Origin of the sequence: Tamilnaduibacter salinus, assembly GCF_003096655.1 — a bacterium.
Classification (GTDB): Bacteria; Pseudomonadota; Gammaproteobacteria; order Pseudomonadales; family Oleiphilaceae; genus Tamilnaduibacter; species Tamilnaduibacter salinus.
In genome coordinates, this window is sequence record NZ_QEKQ01000005.1 from 237,072 (window position 1) to 260,394 (window position 23,323).

Sequence of the window (23,323 nt, forward strand, 5' to 3'; positions counted from 1 at the left end):
CCTTATGACCGATGCGGCGCATGATATGCCCCTGACCGTTGCCGGCCGGACCTACCAGTCCCGTTTGCTGGTGGGTACGGGCAAGTATCGCGATCTGGAACAGACCGGCCAGGCGCTTGAGGCCAGTGGCACCGAGATCGTCACGGTCGCGGTGCGGCGCAGCAACATTGGTCAGAATCCCGACGAACCGAATCTGCTAGATGTGGTGTCTCCGGACCGCTACACCATCCTTCCGAACACCGCCGGGTGCTTCAACGCCAAGGACGCGGTCCGGACCTGTCGGCTGGCGCGCGAGCTGCTGGATGGTCACAACCTGGTGAAGCTGGAAGTGCTGGGGGAGGAAAAGACGCTCTACCCGAACATGCCCGAGACCCTGTCGGCGGCCCAGACGCTGATCGACGACGGCTTCGAGGTGATGGTCTACACCAACGACGACCCGATTCTTTGCAAGCGCCTCGAAGAGATGGGCTGTGTGGCGGTCATGCCACTCGGCGCCCCGATCGGCTCCGGGCTGGGCATCCAGAACCGCTACAACATCCGCATGATCGTCGAGAACGCCAACGTCCCGATTCTCGTGGACGCGGGCGTTGGCACCGCCTCGGACGCCTCCCTGGCCATGGAGCTGGGCTGCGACGGCGTGCTCATGAACACTGCCATTGCCGGCGCCAAAGATCCCATTCTGATGGCCCGCGCCATGAAAAACGCCATCCAGGCCGGCCGCGACGCCTACCTGGCCGGGCGCATCCCGAAGAAAGCCTACGGGAGCGCGTCGTCGCCGATTGAGGGGACGTTCTTCTAAAGACGTTTGTCGCCGCGGAAACCGCGGAAGGACGCGGAAGAAAAGACAAAGAGTGAATGGGCCACTGAAACCACTGAAGAACACGGAAAAACGACAAAACGATCGTGTGCCCCGGCTCAAATGACACCCGGTATTCATCGGGCCCAAAACAGGCACTTGCGACCTCTAACTTGTCACTGTCTTTCCGCGTCCAAAGGACGCTTTCCGTGTTATTCCGTGTCTTCCGTGGCTAACCCATTCTTTCTCTTTTCTTCCGCGTCGTTCCGCGGTTTCCGCGGCGAATCCCTCCTCACTCCTCCGCCAACAACCCCCGAATGGCGTCATACACCCCCGGCGCGGCAATGAGGATGTCCTGCCCCCAGAGGTCTTCCGGCTGGCCCTCGGGCACCGGGCTGAAGTGGCCTGCCCTCGCACCCGCTTCCAGGGCGATCAGGCGGGCGGCGGCGAAGTCCCAGGGGCTGACGGACTCGTAGTAGGCATCCAGCCGGCCGCAGGCCACCCAGCAGATATCCAGTGCCGCCGAGCCGATACGGCGCAGGTCCCGGCAGTGGTGGATCATGGTCTCCAGTCGCTGGAGCAGGGGCGCGAGATTGTCTTTGCCATAGGGAAAGCCGGTGGCGAACAGCGATTGGCGGGGGTCCGTGGCGCCGCTGTGCCGGATTGGATGCCGGTTGAGGGTCGCGCTGTCTCCGCGCACCGCGCGGAAGGTTTCGTCACTGAATGGCGCATGGACAACGCCGACCCGCACATGGCCCTGATCGGCATACGCCACCGACACGGCGACCTGGGGATGCCCGTAGGCGTAGTTCACGGTGCCGTCGATGGGATCAATGATCCACAGCGGCGTGTCGAGATCATCGGCGAGTTCCCGATTGGGGGCCGTTTCCTCGGACAGGATGCGGTGGTCGGGATACCGCGCGCGAATCGCTGCCGTGATTTTCCGGTCCGCCATGACATCCGCGTGGGTCACCAGTTCGGTGTTCTGCTTGTAATTGGTCTTGAGCCGGTCGCCGTCGCGTTCGCGCCGGATCAGTTCGCCGGCTTCCCGGGCGATGGTTTCAGCAAAGTCGGCAATCTCGGTGAGTGACAAGGGGCACCCTTCGTTTTGGGAAATGGTACCCCTACTATGCCAGAGATGAGCGTCAGAGGCGTTCCAGCCAACCTTCGAGTTTGTCCATCGCCAGTTTCAGGCGCGGGCAGGCGCGGTCGATGAAGGCCTCATCGAGTGGTTTGTCGGCATACTCGCCGCCGGCCAGTTCCAGCGCCTCACCACCGTTGAAATCCACGAACGCCAGCCGTGCACTGAGCTTGTCGGGCACAAACCCGAAGTCGCTGGCGGGCAGTACGGCAATGCCGGTGTCTTCCAGCAGCGCCGTACACAGGGCCTGACTGGTTTTGATGTCCCAGCGGGCCAGAGCGTCCTGATAGTGGGAGAAGTCCGGGAACAGGTAGAAGGCCCCCTGGGGCTTCTGGGCCCAAACCTTCATCTTTTCCAGGCGGTGATGCAGGTACTCCCCAACCAGCTTCAGCACCCGGCGTGACTGGATCAGATAGTCGTCCAGATCCTCGCCACCGTCGAACGCCGCGATCGCCGCGTGCTGGATCGGCGAGGCGGTGGCGGTATAGGTCTCGCTGGCGATGATTGCCATGGCGTCCTGAAGTGGGCGCAGTTCTTCCGGGAACACGAAGCAGCCCAGGCGCCAGCCCCCGGCGCCGGCCCACTTGCTCAGGCCGGTGCTGATGATGGTGCCTTCCGGGTAGTAGCGGGCAATGGACTTATGCTGTCCCTCGAAGTGCACCTCGCCGTAGATCTCGTCGGACAGGAGGATGACGCCATACTTGCGGGCCACGTTGGAGATGGCCAGCAGCTGGTCATCGGTATAGGAGCAGCCGGTCGGGTTGCACGGGTAGTTCAGCACCAGAATGCGCGGGCGCGTCGGGTCGTCCCGGCAGATGATGTCCAGCTCTTCGGCGGTGAGCTGCCAGTTGTTCTCGGCATGGGTCGGCAGCCAGTGCACGGACCGGCCGATGATTCGCGCCTGGGGCGCATAGGAGACCCAGCTCGGGCGCGGGATCAGCAGGTCGCCGTAGTACGCCAGCTGCAGGATGAAGAGCAGCTCCTTGGAACCCGGACCGATGAGCACGTCTTCCCAGGTAAAGCGCATCTTTTCGCTGCGGTTGATGTAGCCGGCGATGGATTCACGCAGCCCCCGCAGCCCTTTCACCGGCAGGTAGTCCTTCTCGTTGGCATGATCCCGGAGCGCCTGGGTCACCCGTTCCGGCACCGGGAATGGCGACTGGCCAAGCCCCAGCTTGATGATGTCCCGGCCCCCGGCCTTGAGTTCGTTGGAGAGTTCGTTGATGCGAAGGGTGGCGGACGGCTGGATGCCCCGCACGTTCAGGTTGATCGCGTAGCGATGGTCGGTCTGGATATCCATGATCCCGGAAGTGTGTCAGATGCGTTTCGGGGCAAGCCCCTACGGCGTCCGGTCAACGTCGGTAAGCCCGCGTTTGCCGGGGCCTCACAAATCAGTATAGGCAAAGGCCGGAAAACGCCGCGTAGGGGATTGCCGTAAGGGAGGCCGCGTTTGCCGCGGAAGCGCGCGGAAAAGAACAGTGATTGACGTGGCCACGGAAAGTCACGGACGAACACGGAAGCGTCCTGCGGACGCGAAGAGCAATCGGTTAGGGCGAAAGAAGAAAGCCCAACACGGCCGTCGTGCCGCTCCATGGTGTGTTGGGATCCCTTAGTCAGCCGAACCGACGCCACGTCTTTTCGCGTCCGCAGGACGCTTTCCGTGTTGTTCCGTGGCAAATACCCCCATCAAAGCTGACAGGTCAGGTTCGCCAACTCTTCATTGAACACCCGCTGGTTCTCGCTGTAGTCCACCGGCACGTCCACCAGATGCACGCCGCCGGCATTGAGGGCATTGCTCAGCGTGTCGGACAGTCCGTCCGCGCTGGTGACTCGGTGGCCGGTGGCGCCGTAGGCGTGGGCGTAGTCGACAAAATCCGGGTTGTCGTAATCGAGGCCGTAGTCTGGGAACCCGTCCTGGGCCTGCTTCCACTTGATCATGCCGTAGGCGCTGTCGTTGATGACCAGGATGACCAGGTTGAGATTGAGCCGGACGGCCGTTTCCAGTTCCTGGCTGTTCATCATGAACCCGCCGTCGCCGCAGACCGCCATGATTTTCTGATGCGGGTAGAGCATGGCCGCGGCCATGGCACTGGGCAGGCCCGCGCCCATGGAGGCCAGTGCGTTGTCCAGAAGGACGGTGTTGTTGTCGTAGGCCTTGTAGTTGCGCGCGAACCAGATCTTGTACATGCCGTTGTCGAGGGCAATGATGCCGTCCTCGGGCATGACCTCGCGAACGTCGTGCACGATCCGCTGGGGAATGATCGGGAAGCGGTCGTCGTGGATGCGCTCGGACAGGTGCTCTTCCACCGACCGTTTGACCGACATGAACGAGCCGAAATCGTGGTTCTCGCAGGTGCCACAGTGCTCGGCGAGCCATTCAACGCTATTGGCGATGTCACCGACGACTTCCAGCTGCGGGAAGTAGACCGGGTCCACGTCAGCGCCACTGAAGTTGATGTGAATGACTTCCTTGCCGCCCGGCTGCATGAAGAAGGGCGGTTTCTCGACCACGTCATGCCCGACGTTGACCACCAGGTCCGCATGGTCGATCGCACAGTGCAGGAAATCGCCAGCCGACAGGGCCGCATTGCCCAGATAGCGCGGATGGCGTTCGTCCACGACGCCTTTGCCCATTTGTGTGGTGAAAAACGGAATGCCAGTGCTTTCCACAAAGTGGATCAGCGCCCGTGATACCCGTTTGCGGTTGGCACCGGCACCGATCATGATCAGCGGTCGCCGGGCGCCCCGGATCATGTCGGCTGCCCGTTCAAGACTCTTGACGCTGGCCGTGGGGCGGCGGGCATCGCTGGGGTTGAAGATGTGGGTGTCCGTTTCCGCATGTTCCGCCGCGATGTCCTCAGGCAGTTCCAGGTGCACCGCGCCCGGGCGCTCTTCCTGAGCCAGCCGCACCGCCTCGCGCAACTTCGCGGGGATGGTGTTGGCGTTACTGATCTGCCGGGTGTACTTGGTCAGCGGCCGCATCAGGTCGACCGTGTCGATGATCTGGAACAGCCCCTGTTTGGAGGATTTGATGGGCTTCTGGCCGGAGATCATCAGCATCGGCATGCCACCGAGCTGGGCGTAGGCGGCGGCGGTGACCAGGTTGGTGGCGCCGGGGCCGAGCGTGGACAGACAGACCCCGACTCGACCGGTCAGCCGTCCATAGGTGGCGGCCATGAACCCGGCGGCCTGCTCGTGACGGTTAATGATCAATTCGATGCTGGAGTTTCGGAGCGATTCCAGCAGGTCCAGATTCTCCTCGCCCGGAACGGCGAAAATGTACTGGACGCCTTCGTTTTCCAGCGCCCGGACAAACAGATCGGAACCTTTCAGGGGCATGCGTTATTCCTCCGGCGGGTCAGCGTGTTGCTTACTATGGTGCAGATAACAGGCGGCGCACAAGTACGACGGCGGCTCAGGATTCGGGCATCCGGTGGGCGTCCAGCTCGATGTTGAGGATGCGGCTGCCGAGCATGATGATCCGGCCCTGATAGCGTTCCTCCCCGGTGGAGGTGAAATCGAACAGGAACCGTCGCCAGACACGGAGTCGCCCCTCGTGGTCGCGCTTGAACCAGACGCCTCGCAGATAGACCGCATCGTCGAGCAGCATCACATCCATGGTCCGGCAGTGGCGCCGGGCCGCCGTCAGTACAAAATCACTGATGGCCTTGGCGCGCCACCAGTACCACGCCAGGAAAAAGGCCAGGAACAGGAAAAACAGGGTCTGGAGCGTCATGAGCGGATCACATCACCTCGACGCGGACGCGGACCGAGCCCGTGTCCCGCTCCGACCCGGTGGTCTTGCGCACGATGCCCGTCTGGCTGCCGGACTGGGTGGTCTGGCGCTGCCCCAGCATCACCCAGTCGCCCGGGGCGGCGCGGCGTTTGGTCATGACCGCCTCCGTCTCGTAGCCGTCCGGCACTTCGTCGCTCTGGACGTTGTCGAACGCGTAGATGGTCAGGGCGACCTGCTCGTCTGAGAGGACCCGGGCACTGACCAGAAAGCCCGATCGAATGGCGACCTGGTCGAGAATGGCGGCCGGGTTTCGTCCGCCCTGAATGGCGACCGGCAGCGTGCGGACCTGTCCGGAGGTGATGTGCGCGTACTGACCCTCCTGCACCACCAGTGTGCGTTCGCGGTTGCGACGGGTGGTGGTGACCTTGCTCTCGGCCCCCACACGCACCTCGCCATCCGAGATGGACACCCCGCCGCTGGTGCGCTGCTGATCCGTGCTCGTCCCAGACCGCACCGTGACACGGAGCTGGCGGGGCGCGACGTCAATGGTCTCTAGCAGTGTATCAATCTCCTGTTGCACCGACGGCTCGGCGCGGATGACCAGGGACTGGCCCTGGGCGGTTGCTGTCATGGCGTCGTCCGGGTAGAGCTGGCGCAACTGCTCGGCGACGTCCGATGCGGGACGGTTCTGCAGCGTGTGAGTCTGCAGTTCCGGCGCCGCGAAGGCGACTCCTGAAACCAACAGAAGTAAGAGGGTCAGGATGCGGGGCATGGATACTCCGGTGTTGCAAAACCGTGTGTCTGCGTTATGATCTCAGACATGATGACATTATCCACAGTCCATACGTTAATCAATGCGATCACTGCTGGTGTTCCGGCGGGTGCGCGTGCGACTGTGTATTTTGCGTGGTTTGGCTTCTATTTTAGCGGAACGCCGGGCCACGCGTAGCGACCTCACACCCCAGGAGGCGGCCCGGCACAGACCGAGGCTGCCACCGGACCGAAAAGACCCCGACTGGCAGCCAGCCGTCGGGGTTTTTTATTGGTATCGGAGAACGGAGCAACACCATGAACATGGCATTGATGGACACCACGGAACCGGCCTCGACGGCCAGTCGGGCACTGCCGACCCCGGCGCAACTGCGGGAGTCGCAGCCGCGGCCAGCGGCTTTGGCGGAGCAGATCGAAGGGCATCGACGCGCCATTCGCCGGATTCTCACTGGCGAGGACGACCGGCTTCTGATCGTGGTCGGCCCCTGTTCCGTCCACGACGAGGTCGCCGCACTTGAATACGGTGAGCGACTGGCGACGCTGGCGGATCAGGTCAGCGACCGGTGCCTGCTGGTGATGCGCGCCTACCTCGAAAAGCCTCGCACGACCGTGGGCTGGAAAGGGCTGCTGTACGATCCGGAGCGCAATGGTGAGGGCGATCTGGAGCAGGGGTTGATCCGCTCGCGCCGGCTGCTACTGAATCTGGCCGAGCTGGGCCTGCCGCTGGCGACCGAGGCGCTCAATCCCATTGCGGCCGATTACCTGGGGGATCTGGTGAGCTGGACGGCGATTGGAGCCCGCACCACCGAGTCGCAGATCCATCGGGAAATGGCGAGCCAGATGCCCATGCCGGTCGGTTTCAAGAACGGTACGGACGGCACGCACGGGATGGCCCTCAATGCCATGAAGTCGGCTGCCGGTTCTCACCATCGGTTGGCAACCGACGAGCACGGCCGTCCGGCCATGCTCCGGACCCCGGGGAACCCCGATACGCATCTGGTACTGCGCGGCGGACGGGGCATCACCAACTACGACGCCGACAGCGTCGCGGCGGCCACCGCTCAACTGCGCGAGTCCGGCCTGAATCCGGCGGTGATGGTCGACTGCAGCCACGACAATGCCTGCAAGGATCACGAACGCCAAGCGCTGATCGCCAGGGACGTCATGGCCCAGAGACAGGCGGGCAATCGCGACCTGGTCGGGCTGATGCTTGAAAGCTTCCTGGTACCGGGCAAGCAGAAAGACGAGGGAGAACTGACCTACGGCCAGTCCATCACCGACCCGTGTCTGGGGTGGGAAGCGACCGAGGCGTTGATTCGCGAGCTGGGGTGAGTGGTTGGTTTCAATGTAGCCGATGTCTCCGACTTCGGAGTCGCCCACCAGGGCGACCGGTTTCGGCTCTCGACGAAGGTGCCTGGGACCGGCTGGTAATCATTGCCTACGCTGCATGCGTGCCCCGTTTGGTCCATCTGCCAATCGCCTGACCAATGCTGAGGGCGCTGGACAAGGCGCCTGTCCGCAGGTGTGGTGGCGCCACATCAAGGGCAGGCAACGCAGTCCAGCGTCCTCAGCATTGGGCCCTTTGGGAGCCTCTGAGAACCTCGATAGCTGCGTTGTGCGTTCTCGGTTTGGAACCACCAAACCGTCGCCCCCACGCCTTGCTCTCAAGGTTCTCAGAGGCTCAGGCGGTTGGCAGATGGACCAAACGGGGCACTTGGTCGTCCCTGACGCCAAATGCGACCGCGACATCCCTGTCGCTCCTCCGGCAATGACCACCAGCCGATCCCGATCAGACAACGGAGTTACCGCTGGGAGGTGCCTTTAACAACACCCTCTAAATGTTCGGTTACATTTGACGTGATCGTTGTCCGTGCTTTCCCTGTCTTTCAGTGGCTGATTCTTTCTTTCCGCGTCCTTCAGCGGATGCCGCGGCGAACAATCACTCCCCCGCCGACACACTCGACATCACCAGCCGCCCGGCCAGCAGCAGCAACACGCCGCCCATCAGCCGGTCCAACCAGTGCCCGAACCGGGCGAATGCCCGACGAACCGCCGGCAGCGTGAAGAACAGCGCGACCAGGGCGAACCACAGCCCCGTGGCCAGCGCCATGTAGACGCCGTAAAAGGTCTGGGTGGCGATCGGTGTGGCCGGGCTGATGACCACCGAGAACAGGGAGACGAAGAACAGGGTGGCCTTCGGGTTGAGCAGGTTGGTGAGAAACCCGAGCCGGAACGCTTTGCCGGCGCTCTGGGCCGTCGGCATTGTCTCGCCCGTGTCGAGTGTTGCCGGACCGGAGCGCAGGCACTGGATCGCGATCCACGTCAGGTACAGCGCCCCCACGGTTTTCAGCGCCGTGAACAACATGACCGACTGCTGGATGATCAGCCCGATGCCGAGCAGCGAATACGCCACGTGCACGAGAATGCCGAGACCAATCCCGACGGCGGTCCAGAGCGCGTTGGCCCGGTGCTGCATCAGGGCCTGACGCAACACCACCGCAAAGTCCGGCCCCGGACTGGCCACCGCGAGCAGGTGAACCAGGGCGACCGTGGCGAATTCCGCTCCGTCGATTGGCATCTCTCTTCCTGTATAAGTTTATGGTCGGGCAAATGTCGCCGCACTCTTTTGAAAGGTCTCGCCGTCTTTGACGTGGCCGAACATTTCGAGGGAGTTGCAAGCGGCGCTGCCCAGGCACCTTCGCCGAGAGCCGAGACCGGTCGCCCTACGGGCGACTCCGAAGTCGGAGACATCGGCTACATGTTCACCGATGGTCTTTTGCAACATCCTCTCTATGTCCGGCTACGTGGATGGCGTCAGGGCTGGTCGCGTCTCATCCATCAATCCGGTACGGCGCGCCGTGTTCCGCCCACTGGCTGTCCGGCACCACCACGATTTTCCCGAGATAGCGGCTGCCCCGGTCCACGAAGTATGCCTCCGCCTGGTGCAGTTCGGACAGCCGGAAGGCACCGTGCAGAACCGGCTTGAGCTGACCGCTGCGAATCCACTCAATGAGCTGATCGGCTTCCTCCCGGGTGCCGTGGGAGACCCCAAAGATCTGAACCTGATACAGATAGATCCGGGTCCAGAGAATCTCACTGATGTTACCACCACTTGCGCCCGCGATGCTCAGGCGCGGGTAGGTGCTGCGGGCGTTCATGTCGAAGATCATGGCGTCGATGAAGCGGTCGGTCATCTCCCCGCCCACCAGATCCATGACCGCATCGATGGGCTGGTCGCCGGTTTCGGCCTTCACGCGATCCACGAACCCCTCGATGTGGGAGCGGTCAAAGACGGCTTTCGCACCCAGTTCCAGCAACTGGTCCGCCTTTTCGGGCTTGCTCAGGGCATACGGGATCGCGCCCATAATGCGGCAGAGCTGGATCAGCGCGGTGCCGACACCCCCGCTGGCGCCGGTGACCAGCACCCGCTCACCGGCCCGCACGTTGGCGGAGGTGAGCATGTGCATGGCAGTCTGGTAGGAGCACATTCCCATGGCGGCCAGTTCCGCATCGGCCAGCGCCTCGTTGGGCACGTGATGAAACTGGTCGGAGGGCAGGGCCACGTACTCGGCATACCCGCCATCGGCCCCGTGTCCGTAGTAGTCCGGCGTCAGATTGATGTCGCGCCGGTCGTTGGCGTACAGGTTGAAGTCCAGCAGGCCGCGTTCGCCAACGCGGCTCTCGTCAACGCCGTCACCCACGGCGACGACCCGACCGGCAATGTCTGCGCCCTGGATGCGTGGGAACGTCAGGGTCGGCTTGCCCCCCATCTGGAACGACGTCATTTCCCCTTTCTTTGTCGGGTACAGACCCTCCCGGGCCTTGCGGTCGGTGTTGTTCTTGGCCGTTGCGGTCACCTGAACCAGCACCTGACCCGGCCCGGGTTGCGGGGTGGGGACGTCCTGGTATTCCAGTTTGTCGATACCACCGTGACCGGTGAGAACCATGGCTTTCATCGTCTCGGGAATCATGGCTGCTCGGCCTCCGTCGCCTGATCAGTGGGTATCCGTTCAGGATAGGTGAGTCCGACGGGGGTGTCAGGAGGGGTGCGGGAATTCCACTATTTGGTCGAGAAGCGGACTCCCTGGTCGAAATCATAATAATCCAAGCTGCTCGCCGCCGGGCCGGCGGAACCGGTCCGTGCGGAGTGGCTCGGCCTCGTGCAGGCCGAAGCCGAGGTCGCGGGCCTTTTTGTTGAAGCGTTGGCGGATCAGGTCGGCGTAAAGGCCCTGACCGGTCATCCGTGTGCCAAATCGGGCGTCGTTCGTTTTTCCGCTGCGCAGGTCACGAATGCGGTTCAGCACATGGTCTTTCCGGTCCGGAAAGTGCCGCTCCAGCCAATCGGTAAACAGGTCCGTCAGTTCCAGCGGCAGCCGCAGCATGATCCAGCTGGCGCGGGTCGCTCCGGCCTCGGCGGCCGCCTCCAGCAGCCGCTCAATCTCATGGTCATTGATGAACGGAATCACCGGCCCGAGGATGATGCCGGTGGGCACGCCCGCTTCGCTCAGCGACCGCAGGATCTTCAGTCGGGCTTTGGGGCCGGCGGTGCGTGGCTCCAGCCGGCGTTTTAGGTCACTGTCCATCGTGGTCAGGCTGACGCGCACCGAACACAGGCCTTCCGCTGCCATGTCGGCCAGAATATCCCGGTCCCGCAGGATCAGTCGCCCCTTGGTGATGATCGAGACCGGGTGGTGGTAGTCCCGAAGCACCTCCAGAACCTCCCGTGTGATGCCGCGCTGTTTCTCCAGCGGCTGATAGGCGTCGGTGTTCACTCCGAGGGCAATCGGGGAGACCTGATAGTCGGGGTGGTCGAGGCTCTCGCGCAATCGCCGTGCGGCATTGGGCTTGGCGATCAGCCGGGTCTCGAAGTCGAGGCCCGGTGACATGTCCCAATAGGTGTGGGTCGGACGGGCGAAGCAGTACACGCAGCCGTGCTCGCACCCACGGTAGGGATTGATGGACTGATCGAACGGCACGTCCGGCGACTGGTTGCGGCTGATGATCGACCGCACGGACTCGTCAATGACCTGCGTCGCCAGACTGTCCGGCGAGAGCTGGTCGTCCGGGTCCTGATACCAGCCGTCGTCCCAGTCCCGGTCGGTCGCGATCGGCTGGAACCGGTTATTGGGATTCCGCGCTGTGCCTCGGGTGCGCATACGGCCTCAACAAAGCTGTATTTATATACAGTATATGGTGAACCGCACCGCGCGACAACCCGCATTCAATGACGGACGCCGGGGATCGCGTTACGGTGGGAGAAAGAATGCCAACGGGAGGTCGTCGCCATGACCGCACACCATGATCCGCTGATCGTTTTCTACGATGGCGACTGCCCTGGCTGCGTCTCGGACCGGCGGCGTTACGAATGGCTGGCCGGTCGCGCCGGCGACTCGGTGACCTGGTTCGATATCACCGATCAGGATGAGACGCTGCGGGCCCGGGGCATCGACCCGCTGCGCGCCTTGCAGGAATTGCACGTGCAGGACGCGGACGGCGTCATCCACAGCGAAATGGATGCCTATATCCTGCTGATGCGACGCGTCCCGGTCCTCAAACCGCTCGCCGTCCTGATCAGCCTCCCCATCATCCGCCCGGCGCTCGCACGGTGGTATCACGCCTGGGTCGAGCGGCGATTACGACGTCGCGGGGTTTTGTCGGATGGGTAAAAGAGGTATTGGCCGCGGAAACCACGGATTGGCGTTATGTCCCGCGTTGGGCTTCCCCCGTCAGCCCAACCTACGTTCTTGCTACTTTTTTCTGTGTCCTTCCGTGGTTTCCGTGGCAAATAAGTCCGTTTCCGCGTTGTTCAGCGGATTCCGCGGCGAACCCCTCACCCAGCCATCAACCCCTGCCACAGCCCCACCGCACTGATCGTCAGCAACACCCCGCCCAGCACCCGGAAGAAGACCGGCGTTTCGGCTTTCAGGATGCGTGCGTGGGCCTGAAGGCCAATGATGTGACCGATGGCGGCACAGGGCAGGAGCCAGGTGTGGTGAATCAGCTGCAGGTCCACACCCACGTAGATGAACGCGGCCATCTTGATGGTGACGAGGATGAACCAGAGCGCGAACAGCGAGTCCCGCAGTTGCTCCTTTTTCAGGTGTTGCGCGGCGACGGCGATGATCAGCGGCGCACCGATCAGCGAGGTGCCGCTGATGTAGCCGCCGAGCATCAGGAAGACCGTGTCCAGCGCCCGGCTGTTGCTGCGGAATGGGCGGTTCAGCAGGTAGGAGAGGGAATAGACCGCCACGATCGTGAAGATGATGACGCTCATGATTGTGTTCGGCAGCGTGATCAGGCCAAACACGCCGACCAGTTTTGGCACGATCATGATCGCCAGGATGCGGCCCAGATAACGCCAGTCGACCGTACCGCCAGCCGGTCGCCCGGCGTTTGATCCGGATCGGTTGTTCATGGCGATGGTCAGGGACGAGAACACCAGCAGGTGGACCGAGATGATCGGCAGGTACGCCAGCGGATCATTGTGAATGAGCAGCAGGAACGGCAGCGACAGGACGGCGCCGCCAAAGCCGAGCCCCGAGCGGACGAACCCGCTCCAGACAAACGTCAGTCCGATCAGCACATACTGAATCATCGACAGGTCGGCCATGGCGTTCTCCGGCTGGCAGGCGGGAAAAGGGCGGTATTCTACGCGGCTATCCTGCCGTCGCCCAGACGGCCCTGTCCTTGGACCGCACCGCCGGCTGGGGCAGAATACCCGCCATGTTGCCCATCGACGATGTTCTGCCCGAACTGCTTGCCACCTTCGAAGACCGGACGACGGCGCTGCTTCAGGCCCCGCCGGGTGCTGGTAAGACAACGCGCGTTCCGTTGGCGCTGTTGTCGGCCGGCTGGCGCGGTGAGGGCCGTATTCTCATGCTGGAACCACGCCGGCTGGCGGCCCGGTCGGCGGCCCGTTTCATGGCGCATCAGTTGGGGGAGTCGCCGGGAGAGACAGTGGGGTATCGCACCCGGCTGGACACCCGGGTGTCCGCCCGAACCCGCATTGAGGTGGTGACCGAGGGCATCCTGACCCGTCTGATCCAGTCCGATCCGGCGCTGGAGGGCTACGCCGCTGTTCTGTTCGATGAATTCCACGAACGATCTCTTCAGGCGGATCTCGGGCTGGCACTGGTCCGGGAATCCCAGCAGGCCCTTCGGGACGATCTGAGGCTGCTGGTGATGTCGGCGACGCTGGACACCGAGCCGTTGGCGCAGTTGCTGGGAGGCGCGCCGGTGATCACCAGTGAGGGGCGGGCGTTTCCGGTGGATGTGTTCTACCGGCCGGCGCCCCGTCAGCGATCACTGCCCGACCATGTTGCGGCGACGGTGTCCGACGCCCTGTCGGAGCAGGCTGGCTCGGTGCTGGTGTTCCTGCCCGGGGCCGGCGAAATACGACGCGTTGCCCGGGCGCTGGACGGCGCGGTGCCAGAGGACGTACAGGTGATGCCCCTTTACGGCAGCCTGAAAGCGGCGCAGCAGGATGCCGCCATTGCCCCGGCGACTTCGGGCACCCGCAAGGTGGTACTGGCCACCGCCATTGCTGAAACCAGTCTGACGATCGAGGGCATTCGCGTGGTCGTGGACGCGGGACTGTCCCGCCGTGCCCGTTTCGACCCCAACAGCGGCATGACACGACTGACCACGGACCGGCTGTCCCGCTCATCCGCTGAACAGCGCCGGGGCCGGGCGGGGCGTGTCGAGCCGGGCGTCTGTTACCGCCTCTGGAGCGAGACGGAACATCAGGGGCTGGCCGGGCAGGCGCCACCGGAGATTGCCGAGGCCGATCTGGCCGCGCTCGTGCTGGAGCTGGCCGGCTGGGGTGCCCGGTCGCCGGACGATCTGGACTGGCTCGATCCGCCGCCGGAGGCCCACTGGCGACAGGCCCGTGACCTCCTGCAGTGGCTGGACCTCGTGGATAAGGACGGCGGCGTGACCGAAGCGGGACGTCAGGCGCTGGTGCTTGGCGTTCACCCACGGCTCGCGCACATGGTGCTGCGGGGACGTGAGTGGGGGTATCCGGTGACGGCGGCACGTCTGGCGGCGCTGCTGGGCGAACGTGATCCGCTGGGCCCCGGCGCGGGCGCGGATCTGGAACACCGTCTGAGGGCGATGACCGGGGAGTACGAGACCCGGGCTGACCTGAAACCGATCCGCCATGCCACCGCGCGCCTGATGCGCCGAGGCGATCAGGATATCGATGACCGGATGCCGGTCGGTCGCCTGCTGTCACAGGCCTATCCCGACCGGGTTGCCCATCGGCGTCCGGGTGACGCCAGCCGCTATCGGCTGAGCAATGGTCGTGGGGCCCGTCTGCGTGACGATGACCCAATGGGCCGGGAAACCTGGCTGGTGGCGGCGGAGCTGGACGGTCAGGCGCGGGAAGCCCTGATCTATCGGGCAGCGGTTATTGATCGTCCGACGCTGGATGAGGCGCTGGCGTCCCATATCCGAACGTCCGACGAGGTGGGTTGGGACGACCGGAAAGGCACGGTCGTGGCCCGACGGGTGACGCGCCTAGGTGCACTGGTTCTGGAGGAGACGTCGCTGCCAACGCCCGGACCGGAGCGTGTCGCGGAGGGGCTGCTGGATGCGGTGCGTCAAAAAGGCCTGGCGGCGCTGCCGTGGACAGATGCGGCGCGGCAGTGGCAGGCCCGGGTGCAGACATTGGCCACCGTTTGGCCGGACGACTGGCCCGATGTGGGCGATGCGACACTGCTCGCCTCTCTCCCGGAGTGGCTGGGGCCGTTTCTGGCGGGCGTGGGGGACTGGCAGGGCGTTCAGCGTCTGAACCTGATAGACGCGCTCACCAGTTGCCTGCCCTGGGACGGGCAATCGGCGCTATCGCGGCTGGCCCCCGAACGACTGACGATCCCAACGGGCCAGTCCGTCCGGCTGGATTACACCGGTGAGCAGAGCCCGGTGCTGGCCACCAAGCTTCAGACCGTGTTCGGCTGGACGGACACACCGACCATTGCGGACGGACGCCTGCCGGTGGTGCTGCATCTGTTGTCTCCGGCGGGCCGGCCGCTGGCGGTCACCAGCGACCTGTCGAGCTTCTGGCGCCAGGCTTACCCGGAGGTCCGCAAGGACATGCGCGGTCGATACCCAAAGCACCCGTGGCCGGAAGACCCGTTCACCGCCGAGCCGGCCATGGGCACCAAGAAGTCGGGCCGATAGTGGTCGGTTGGGCTGCTCATTTTTCCGTGTTCTTCCGTGTTTTCCGTGGCCAATAAATCCGTTTCTTCGGCAGCCCAACCGACGGCCCCGCTTTATAGGGCCTGTGCATGATGCGCAATATGGTCCTCGATAAAGCTCGAGATGAAGAAGTACGAATGATCGTACCCCGGTTGCATCCGCAGATTGAGATCCACGCCCGCCTGTGAACAGGCGTACTGCAGCGCCTCGGGTCGGAGCTGGCCGTCGCGCAGGAAGTTGTCGTCGTCCCCCTGATCCACAAGAATCGGCAGCTCGCTGCCGTGAGCGGCGATCAGTTCGGAGGCGTCCCATTGTTTCCAGGCCTCGCGATCATCGCCCAGATAACCGGAGAAGGCTTTCTCCCCCCACGGGCACTGCACGGGATTGCAGATTGGAGCAAAGGCAGACACCGAGCTGTATCGCGCCGGGTTGCGCAGGGCGCAGACCAGCGCGCCATGACCGCCCATGGAGTGGCCACTGATGGCCTCCCGGCCATTGAGCGGGAAATGGGCTTGCACCAGCGCGGGGAGTTCCTGGGTGACGTAGTCATACATCCGGTAGTGACGGCTCCAGGGCGACTGAGTGGCGTTGACGTAGAAGCCGGCGCCGGAGCCGAAGTCGTAGGCCTCATGCTCGCCGGGCAGGTCGGTGCCGCGCGGGCTGGTGTCCGGGCCGATCAGGGCGATGCCCGCTTCGGCGGCCGCCCGGTGGGCACCGGCCTTCTGCATGAAGTTCTCGTCGGTGCAGGTCAGCCCCGACAGCCACCAGAGCGCCGGCACCTTGCGGTGTTCGGCGGCCGGCGGCAGGTAGACCGCGAAGGTCATGTCGCAGTTCTGGACGCCACTCCAGTGGCGGTAGCGGCCGTGCCAGCCGCCAAAGCTTTTCGTCAATGACAGACGTTCCGGTTGGGTCGGGGCCATAGTCGTCCTCAGAAGTGAATGACCGAGCGGATGCTCTTGCCTTCGTGCATCAGGTCGAAGGCGGTGTTGATCTCATCGAGCGGCAGATCGTGGGTGACGAATTCGTCGATCTTGATCCTGCCCTGCATGTAATCCTCAACGTAGCCAGGCAGTTCGGTGCGCCCCTTCACGCCGCCAAAGGCGGAGCCGCGCCAGACCCGGCCGGTGACCAGCTGGAACGGGCGGGTGCTGATTTCCTCACCGGCGCCCGCCACGCCGATGATGATGGACTCGCCCCAGCCCTTGTGACAACACTCCAGCGCCGAGCGCATGACGTTGACGTTGCCGATGCACTCGAAGGAGTAATCGACACCGCCATCGGTCTTATCAACGATGACGGCCTGAATGGGGTCGTCATACTCGGTCGGATTGATAAAGTCGGTCGCGCCGAACTGTCTGGCGAGGGGTTCCTTGTTGTTATTGATATCGATGGCGATGATGCGCTCTGCACCAGCCATCACGGCGCCCTGGATGACGGACAGGCCGATCGCGCCGAGGCCGAACACGGCAATGGAGGAACCCGGCTCGACTTTCGCCGTGTTCCGCACCGCGCCGATGCCGGTGGTGATGCCGCAGCCCAGCAGGCAGACCTTGTCCAGCGGGGCGGTCTTGCTGACTTTCGCCAGTGACACCTCCGCCACCACGGTGTACTCGGAGAAGGTGCTGGTGCCCATGTAATGATTCAGCTCGGTGCCGTTCAGGGAGAACCGGCGGGTGCCGTCCGGCATCACACCCCGACCCTGGGTCGCGCGCACGCTGGAACACAGGTTGGTCTTGCCCGAGCGGCAGAACTTGCACTCGCCGCACTCGGCGGTGTAGAGCGGAATAACATGATCGCCCGGCTGAACGCTGGTCACGCCCGGACCGACGTCTTCAACGATGCCGGCCCCTTCGTGACCAAAAACGGAGGGGAACAGCCCTTCGGGGTCTTTGCCCGAGATCGTAAACGCATCGGTGTGGCAGACGCCGGTCGCGACGATTCGCACCAGAACTTCGCCCGCTTTCGGGCCCTGCACGTCGATGTCTTCAATAGTCAGGGGTTGGCCGGCTTCCCAGCCAACGGCGGCTCGCGATTTCATGGTGGTTCTCCTTTTCCGGGCAGGATGACATCCAATCAGTGTAGTTCGTGTGTCCGTTTTGTCCGTCTTGTGGTGTGCGAGTTCCGCTGTGGGAAAAACGATTGTCGTTTCTGGTGGATCGGCACAAAAAAGGGGCGACGCTGGCAGCGCCGCCCCCTTTTCGGTCATGCCCTGGCGATCAGAAACTGACCGGTTCCTTGCTTGCGCAGACGGTCTGCACGTTGTACTCGTTCAAAAGGGTTAGAAGGCCTCCGGTGCCGCCGTTGATGACCTCGACGCTGTCGAAGCGCCGGGAAGTCTGGAACACCAGATAGTCCCTTCCGTCATTGCCGATCAGTCCCAGCAGGTCCAGATCCACGCCGGCTTCGCCGCCGCTGCTCTCCTGAACCGTGCCGTCCAGCAGGGTTCGCACGACGAGTTCGCCACTGGTCAGCAGGTCCAGCTGCAGAATCGGGCTCCCCTCCTCAATGGCAACGCCAACGGCATTCTGTGCAGGGTACGCAAAGCCATCGGTCTTCGTGACGCTGAGGCTGGACTGACCTCCGAGCAGGCCACCGAGAAGTGCCGTGTTGATCAGGGTTGCCGAGTTGTTGAGGTCGGCATCAATGACCGCCTCTGGGTTATCCACCCGGCATGTCAGTCCGAGGCCGACCTGGCATTCGGACTCGTCTTCGGACACAAGAGCGTTGTCACTCGCCAGGAAGGGAGAGAAAGTTTCGTCTCCAGTTCCGCAGGCGTATTCATCGTTATTGACGACGTCGCAGGCATCCCCAATGCCGTCACCATCCGTGTCGGTCTGATTCGGGTTCGGGATGGTCGGGCAGTTGTCGTTGCCGTTGTCAGTCCCGTCGCCGTCTGCATCCGAATCGCAGGCGTCACCCGCGCCGTCATCGTCAAAGTCGGACTGGCTTTCATTGGCGGCCGCCGGGCAGTTGTCCTGACTGTTGGCAACACCGTCGCCATCGTCGTCATGAGTTGCCTCGCAGTCGTCTCCTGTGCCATCCCCGTCAGAGTCGGTCTGGTCGGCATTGGCCGTTCGTGGGCAGTTGTCGGCGTCGTTGTTGACGTTGTCGCCATCAAGGTCGTCGTCACAGGGGTTTCCGGTGCCGTCTCCGTCAATATCGGCCTGTGTCGGGTTGGCATTCACTGGGCAGTTATCCGCTCCATCCTCAACGCCATCCCCATCATTGTCCGCGTCGCAGGCATCCCCTGCGGGGTCCTGGTCCGAGTTCGTCTGGTTGGGGTTGGCGGTGTTCGGACAGTTATCGGGGCCATTCAGAACGTCATCCCTGTCCACATCGTCGCTGTTCGCGATGGATTCGTCACAGGCATCGTCAATCCCATCGGCATCCTGATCCCGACCGCTGTTGACGGTGTTTGGACAGGAATCCTGATTGTCGGCAATGCCGTCGTTATCCGAGTCCACGGTCTGGCTCTCGGCTTCGTCGATCGCATCCTGCAGACTGTTGGAATTGCAGCCGGCCAGCGCCAGCCCACCCATGATCGCCAGCGCGATCAGTCCTTGCTTCCAGATTGTTGTTGTCATGGCGACCTCCTGGTCATTGCTATTGCCCGTCGTCCCGGACGCCGGTTGTACGTGTCACGGTTTTCTCGACAACTTTCGTCTTCTCGCGGACCACGGTCTTACGCTCGGTCACACCCAACGGCACTGTGATTCCCAGACCGATCTGGACGTCCTGCATGTCGCTGTCGAAGGTGTCGTGTAGGTAACTCTATTTTTAAGTGCCATGGACCTACACGCTGAATACCTGTGTCTGGTTCCGGTTGTTTCGCTTGGCCTGGTACAGGGCCTCATCGGCCTGGTTAATGAGGGTGGTGGGCTCCATCCGATGGGAGGGTGTCGCCGCGGCAACGCCGAGCGAGACGGTAACCACCTCGTCGTCCGGCATCGGGATGCCGATGCTCCAGACCGACTGCCGGATGCTTTCGGCGACTTTCACGGCGCCTTCGGTGTCGGCATCCGGCAGGACCAGCAGGAACTCCTCGCCGCCGAGACGGGCAGCCAGATCCCCAGGGCGACCGGCGGCATTGTCGATCACCGCGGCCACTTGTTTCAGGCATTGGTCGCCCTCTCCGTGACCATAGGTGTCGTTGAAGATCTTGAAGTGGTCAATGTCGATCATGATGAGCGCGACCGGACGCTGGTCTCGCTGGTTGCGTTGCCAGATCAGGTTGATGGATTGCTCGAAGTGCCGCCGGTTGGAGAGGCCGGTCAGCGGGTCCCGGAACGAGAGTTCGGTCATCTGGGAGGCGTACTCGGCGGTTCTCTCCACGTTCAGCGATAGCGCCGCCGCCTGCAGGAAGTTGCGCCGATGGCTCATGTCGAGCGTGTAGGCGATCATCATGGCAATCAGGCTGCTGCCAACATAGCTGCGTAACAGCACTTCCCAATTCGGCGTGCCATCGGCCACAAGGGTTCCCAGAATGCCGACGAGTCCACCAGACCAGGCGGCCAGCGTGGCGGTCAGGAACGAGAGACCGACCAGTGGGTAGATGATGAAGACCGCGTACATGATGGCGGCATGGGTCAGTTGATTGGCGAGCGCCGACTCCGCCAGGCCCGATGCCACTATGGAAATGGCGATAGCGACCGCGCTGCCAATCCCGGCGTAGACGGGAAACCAATGGTGCCAGCGGGAGACCGTCGTCAGCAGGGCAAGCATCAGAATGATTGCGCCGACCCAGCCATACAGGGAAAGCCACTCCAGGCGTTCTGCCTCCGGCATCAACTGGTAGATGCCGGCGCTCAGGAACACGTAGATGCCGGCAATGAAGAGCGAGCGCGCCCGGAAGCCCTGGGCGGCCTCGTTGCGCTGTCGCCAGCGGTAGGCGGCTTTGAGGTGATCCGGAATCCGAACCCAGAAGCGACCGTCTTCCAGGTTCGTGTTGATGGCCGCCAATTGACTGGCCATGCGGTCCTCTGATCGGGAATGACGCCTCACATCCATGGCTCAACTCTGACGCGATTCACATCGGTTTTACGAGGACTTTAGGACGCTTGTTCCAGGAATGCCATCGACCTTACAGATTGTCACCAAGGGGCAACCCAACGTTATTCAGCGATGGGTGAGGGCGCCCGCCCCGGCGCGTCGCATCATCGGCATGTGCGTGTCAGAATGGCCGGGCAATCTCTCCCCGGTGATTCAGGAGTCTGTGGATGAACATTGCCGTGTTCTGTGGTTCCAGCGAGGGTCATGATGCGGTCTATCGCCTTGAGGCAGAGCGGCTTGGAAGCTGGCTGGCCGGAGCCGGTGTCCACCTTGTGTTTGGTGGGGGGCGTGTGGGCCTGATGGGCGCGATTGCGGATGCGGTTCTGGCCGGTGGTGGTGAAGTGACCGGGGTTATCCCGGCATCGCTGGCGGAGAAGGAAATCGCGCACGAGGGGCTGACGGACCTGAAAGTGGTGCCGGATATGCACACTCGCAAGGCCACCATGGCGCAACTGGCTGATGCGTTCATCGCCATGCCGGGAGGTGCCGGCACGCTGGAGGAACTGTTTGAGGTGTGGACATGGGCCCAGCTCGGCTATCACGGTAAGGCCTGTGCGCTGTTCAACGTCAACGGCTATTACGACCCGTTGCTGTCGTTTGTGGAGGGCATGACCGATGCTGGTTTCCTATGGCCGGATCATCGGGACATGTTGTTGGTGGAGTCTGATCCGGCCAGCTTGGTGGAGCGCATCCGGACGTATCGGGCGCCGGTCGGGAAGTGGCAGAGCGGGTAGTCATCCGGCGATGGTGTTGTCGGTCTGACTGAACCAATACCGGCCCCTGGGCCAGAATGGGAGGAATGAGTATGAGCACTGTTTTGATTACGGGCGCCAATCGGGGTATCGGCCTTGAGCTGGCGCGGCAGTTTGCCGCCCGTGGAGACGATGTGATTGGTGTGTGTCGTCACTCGTCACCGGAGCTGGACGCCACGGCCAGTCAGGTTGTCAGTGGCATTGACGTTACCGGGGAAGCGGATGTCCACACCGTCTCGGAATCACTGGAAGGCCGGTCTCTGGATCTACTGATCAATAATGCCGGCCTCCTTCAGGATGAAAAACTCGGCGAGATCGATTTCGACTCCATCCGCACCCAGATGGAGATCAACGCCTACGCCCCACTGAGGGTGGTGGAGGCCTTGCTGCCGAACCTGCGTTCCGGCAGCAAGGTGGCGAATATCACCAGCCGGATGGGCTCCATTGCCGATAATGACTCCGGCGGTCGGTATGGTTATCGGGCATCCAAGGCGGCCCTGAATGCGTTTGGCCGGTCGCTGGCAATGGATCTTGAACCGCGCGGGATTGCCGTGGCTCAGCTCCATCCCGGCTTCGTTCAGACGCGGATGGTGAACTTTGGCGGCTTTATCTCGCCGGAGGAGGCGGCCAGAGGCTTGGTGGCGCGCATCGATGGCTTGAGTCTGGACAATACAGGGTCATTCTGGCATAGCAATGGCGAAGCGTTGCCTTGGTGATATCGCGCAGCGCTCGCTCAATCCTATCCGTGCCTGACAGCCAACCGGTAGCCGCGGTAGGCCCTGTGGCCAGCGTGAAGGCAGAGGGCGGAATGTCGCCGTCAGGCGTTCATGCCGTCGGCTGCCGGGTAGCAGGGGCAGCCTTCCGGTGGCCTCACGTCGGCCGGATCGACGACTTTCACGGCACCGTCTTCCGTGCCACCTGAGCGCGACCACAGCTTTTCATGAAAGAAGTAGGCAATGGTGTTGATCGCCGGCTCGATCATCGCCAGGAGACTGCCGATGATGATGTCCCCGGTCAGCAGGTAGGCCACCGTGAACGCGACGGTGAAGTGCGTGCACGCAAAGGTGATCGTTTTCACCAGCGATTGATCGCCTTGGCTGCCGTGGTGGTGAATGAATTGCAGCAGAACGCTCATGATCGGTGGACTCCCGGTGTTTTTAATTGCTCTTTCGAATAGCTTAAAAGCATTTGATAGGCTTGGTATGTGATTTATAATAAGAATCAGATCTCTTAAGATCAATTTCTAAAAACTATGGAGCGCATTGGCTGGCTGATCTTTAACAGCGGATGTGGCGTACCCATATCCGTTCCATGAGCCGTATGACCCGAAGAAAGGAGTCCATGATGAGTACCAACCTGATCGGTCTTGATACCGAAAAAACCAAGCAGCTGGCTGACTCACTGAACGAGTTGCTGGCGAACTATCAGATTTTCTACATGAACGTCCGTGGCTATCACTGGAACATCAAAGGGGACAACTTCTTCGAGCTGCACACGAAGTTCGAGGAACTCTATGATGATCTGTTGCTGAAAATCGACGAAGTGGCAGAGCGAATCCTGACGCTGGGACATCGTCCGGTGCACGCCTACAGCACCTACATGGAGATCGCATCCATTCAGGAGAAAAAGAACGTGACGGACGGCAAGACGGCTGTCGGACACATCGTGGAGAGCCTGGCCGAGCTGATCCGCAAGCAGCGGGAGCTTCTGTCGGTGGCAGGCGATGCGGAGGATGAAGGCACCGTCGCCCTGATGAGTGACTACATCTCGCAGCAGGAGAAAAGTGTCTGGATGTACCGGAGCTATCTGGGCGAGTAATGGTCTCTTGAGAGGATCGAGTAAGCGACAAGGCCCGGCGGTAACGCCGGGCCTTGTCGTAT

The 23,323-nt window shown here is 62.7% G+C and carries 22 protein-coding genes; 7 read left to right on the top strand and 15 right to left on the bottom strand.

Annotated features, from left to right (window positions below; translation table 11 throughout):
• The first annotated feature begins 4 nt into the window (after positions 1-4).
• The gene (locus tag C8D92_RS09370; protein ID WP_116919191.1) at positions 5-799 is read left to right on the top strand and encodes a thiazole synthase; all 795 of its coding nucleotides are present in this window, start codon (positions 5-7) and stop codon (positions 797-799) included.
• A gap of 289 nt (positions 800-1,088) precedes the next feature.
• On the opposite strand, the gene C8D92_RS09375 is transcribed toward C8D92_RS09370, so the two are convergent.
• The 5 genes from C8D92_RS09375 to C8D92_RS09395 all read right to left on the bottom strand — a co-directional run bounded on the left by C8D92_RS09375 (position 1,089) and on the right by C8D92_RS09395 (position 6,445).
• Positions 1,089-1,889, bottom strand: a complete 801-nt coding sequence (locus tag C8D92_RS09375) for an inositol monophosphatase family protein (protein ID WP_116919192.1) — start codon at positions 1,887-1,889, stop codon at positions 1,089-1,091.
• Positions 1,890-1,941: 52 nt separating this feature from the next.
• Positions 1,942-3,237: a pyridoxal phosphate-dependent aminotransferase gene (locus C8D92_RS09380; RefSeq protein ID WP_095611204.1), complete on the bottom strand. Its 1,296-nt coding sequence runs from the start codon at positions 3,235-3,237 to the stop codon at positions 1,942-1,944.
• 386 nt (positions 3,238-3,623) lie between these two features.
• A complete protein-coding gene (locus tag C8D92_RS09385; protein WP_116919193.1) occupies positions 3,624-5,276 on the bottom strand; it encodes an acetolactate synthase large subunit in 1,653 nt (550 codons plus the stop codon).
• A 76-nt stretch (positions 5,277-5,352) separates the two neighbouring features.
• Positions 5,353-5,673 carry a DUF3301 domain-containing protein gene (locus C8D92_RS09390; RefSeq protein WP_095611202.1) on the bottom strand — a complete coding sequence of 107 codons (321 nt, stop codon included), beginning with the start codon at positions 5,671-5,673 and terminating at the stop codon, positions 5,353-5,355.
• Positions 5,674-5,680: 7 nt separating this feature from the next.
• Positions 5,681-6,445 (bottom strand): secretin N-terminal domain-containing protein, encoded by a 765-nt coding sequence (locus tag C8D92_RS09395; RefSeq protein ID WP_116919194.1) that lies wholly within the window; start codon positions 6,443-6,445, stop codon positions 5,681-5,683.
• Between the two features lie 296 nt (positions 6,446-6,741).
• Between C8D92_RS09395 and C8D92_RS09400 the strand changes: the two genes are divergently transcribed.
• Positions 6,742-7,776 carry a 3-deoxy-7-phosphoheptulonate synthase gene (locus C8D92_RS09400; protein ID WP_279338315.1) on the top strand — a complete coding sequence of 345 codons (1,035 nt, stop codon included), beginning with the start codon at positions 6,742-6,744 and terminating at the stop codon, positions 7,774-7,776.
• A gap of 607 nt (positions 7,777-8,383) precedes the next feature.
• Here the strand turns inward: C8D92_RS09400 and C8D92_RS09405 are convergent.
• The 3 genes from C8D92_RS09405 to C8D92_RS09420 form a co-directional block, all read right to left on the bottom strand.
• Positions 8,384-9,022: a LysE family transporter gene (locus tag C8D92_RS09405; protein ID WP_207775151.1), complete on the bottom strand. Its 639-nt coding sequence runs from the start codon at positions 9,020-9,022 to the stop codon at positions 8,384-8,386.
• Between the two features lie 253 nt (positions 9,023-9,275).
• On the bottom strand, positions 9,276-10,415 hold the full coding sequence (locus tag C8D92_RS09415) for an alcohol dehydrogenase catalytic domain-containing protein (RefSeq protein WP_116919196.1): 1,140 nt from the start codon (positions 10,413-10,415) through the stop codon (positions 9,276-9,278).
• Between the two features lie 123 nt (positions 10,416-10,538).
• Positions 10,539-11,600: a PA0069 family radical SAM protein gene (locus C8D92_RS09420; RefSeq protein ID WP_116919197.1), complete on the bottom strand. Its 1,062-nt coding sequence runs from the start codon at positions 11,598-11,600 to the stop codon at positions 10,539-10,541.
• A 129-nt stretch (positions 11,601-11,729) separates the two neighbouring features.
• On the opposite strand from C8D92_RS09420, the gene C8D92_RS09425 reads away from it, so the two are divergent.
• A complete protein-coding gene (locus tag C8D92_RS09425) occupies positions 11,730-12,110 on the top strand; it encodes a thiol-disulfide oxidoreductase DCC family protein (RefSeq protein ID WP_116919198.1) in 381 nt (126 codons plus the stop codon).
• Between the two features lie 164 nt (positions 12,111-12,274).
• Here the strand turns inward: C8D92_RS09425 and C8D92_RS09430 are convergent, their stop codons facing one another.
• Positions 12,275-13,054: a TSUP family transporter gene (locus C8D92_RS09430; RefSeq protein ID WP_116919199.1), complete on the bottom strand. Its 780-nt coding sequence runs from the start codon at positions 13,052-13,054 to the stop codon at positions 12,275-12,277.
• A 113-nt stretch (positions 13,055-13,167) separates the two neighbouring features.
• On the opposite strand from C8D92_RS09430, the gene hrpB reads away from it, so the two are divergent.
• Positions 13,168-15,624: an ATP-dependent helicase HrpB gene (gene hrpB, locus C8D92_RS09435; protein WP_116919200.1), complete on the top strand. Its 2,457-nt coding sequence runs from the start codon at positions 13,168-13,170 to the stop codon at positions 15,622-15,624.
• Positions 15,625-15,716: 92 nt separating this feature from the next.
• On the opposite strand, the gene fghA is transcribed toward hrpB, so the two are convergent.
• From fghA to C8D92_RS09455, 5 genes are all read right to left on the bottom strand, one after another.
• Entirely contained in the window at positions 15,717-16,562 is an 846-nt protein-coding gene (fghA, locus tag C8D92_RS09440) for an S-formylglutathione hydrolase (RefSeq protein WP_116919201.1), read from the bottom strand.
• An 8-nt stretch (positions 16,563-16,570) separates the two neighbouring features.
• Positions 16,571-17,680 carry an S-(hydroxymethyl)glutathione dehydrogenase/class III alcohol dehydrogenase gene (locus C8D92_RS09445; RefSeq protein ID WP_095611194.1) on the bottom strand — a complete coding sequence of 370 codons (1,110 nt, stop codon included), beginning with the start codon at positions 17,678-17,680 and terminating at the stop codon, positions 16,571-16,573.
• A 178-nt stretch (positions 17,681-17,858) separates the two neighbouring features.
• Positions 17,859-19,226 carry a thrombospondin type 3 repeat-containing protein gene (locus C8D92_RS09450; protein WP_116919202.1) on the bottom strand — a complete coding sequence of 456 codons (1,368 nt, stop codon included), beginning with the start codon at positions 19,224-19,226 and terminating at the stop codon, positions 17,859-17,861.
• A gap of 19 nt (positions 19,227-19,245) precedes the next feature.
• On the bottom strand, positions 19,246-19,383 hold the full coding sequence (locus C8D92_RS15675) for a hypothetical protein (RefSeq protein WP_165819262.1): 138 nt from the start codon (positions 19,381-19,383) through the stop codon (positions 19,246-19,248).
• Positions 19,384-19,434: 51 nt separating this feature from the next.
• Positions 19,435-20,613, bottom strand: a complete 1,179-nt coding sequence (locus C8D92_RS09455) for a GGDEF domain-containing protein (protein WP_165819263.1) — start codon at positions 20,611-20,613, stop codon at positions 19,435-19,437.
• 245 nt (positions 20,614-20,858) lie between these two features.
• On the opposite strand from C8D92_RS09455, the gene C8D92_RS09460 reads away from it, so the two are divergent.
• Both C8D92_RS09460 and C8D92_RS09465 read left to right on the top strand, forming a co-directional pair.
• Positions 20,859-21,425, top strand: coding sequence for an LOG family protein (locus C8D92_RS09460; RefSeq protein WP_116919204.1), 567 nt, complete (start codon positions 20,859-20,861; stop codon positions 21,423-21,425).
• Between the two features lie 65 nt (positions 21,426-21,490).
• Complete coding sequence (locus C8D92_RS09465) at positions 21,491-22,159, top strand: SDR family oxidoreductase (protein ID WP_095611191.1); 669 nt, start codon at positions 21,491-21,493, stop codon at positions 22,157-22,159.
• A gap of 101 nt (positions 22,160-22,260) precedes the next feature.
• Here the strand turns inward: C8D92_RS09465 and C8D92_RS09470 are convergent, their stop codons facing one another.
• Positions 22,261-22,578: a DUF2061 domain-containing protein gene (locus C8D92_RS09470; protein WP_095611190.1), complete on the bottom strand. Its 318-nt coding sequence runs from the start codon at positions 22,576-22,578 to the stop codon at positions 22,261-22,263.
• 209 nt (positions 22,579-22,787) lie between these two features.
• Here C8D92_RS09470 and C8D92_RS09475 point away from each other — a divergent pair, with 209 nt between their 5' ends.
• On the top strand, positions 22,788-23,261 hold the full coding sequence (locus C8D92_RS09475; RefSeq protein WP_095611189.1) for a Dps family protein: 474 nt from the start codon (positions 22,788-22,790) through the stop codon (positions 23,259-23,261).
• Positions 23,262-23,323: the final 62 nt, after the last annotated feature.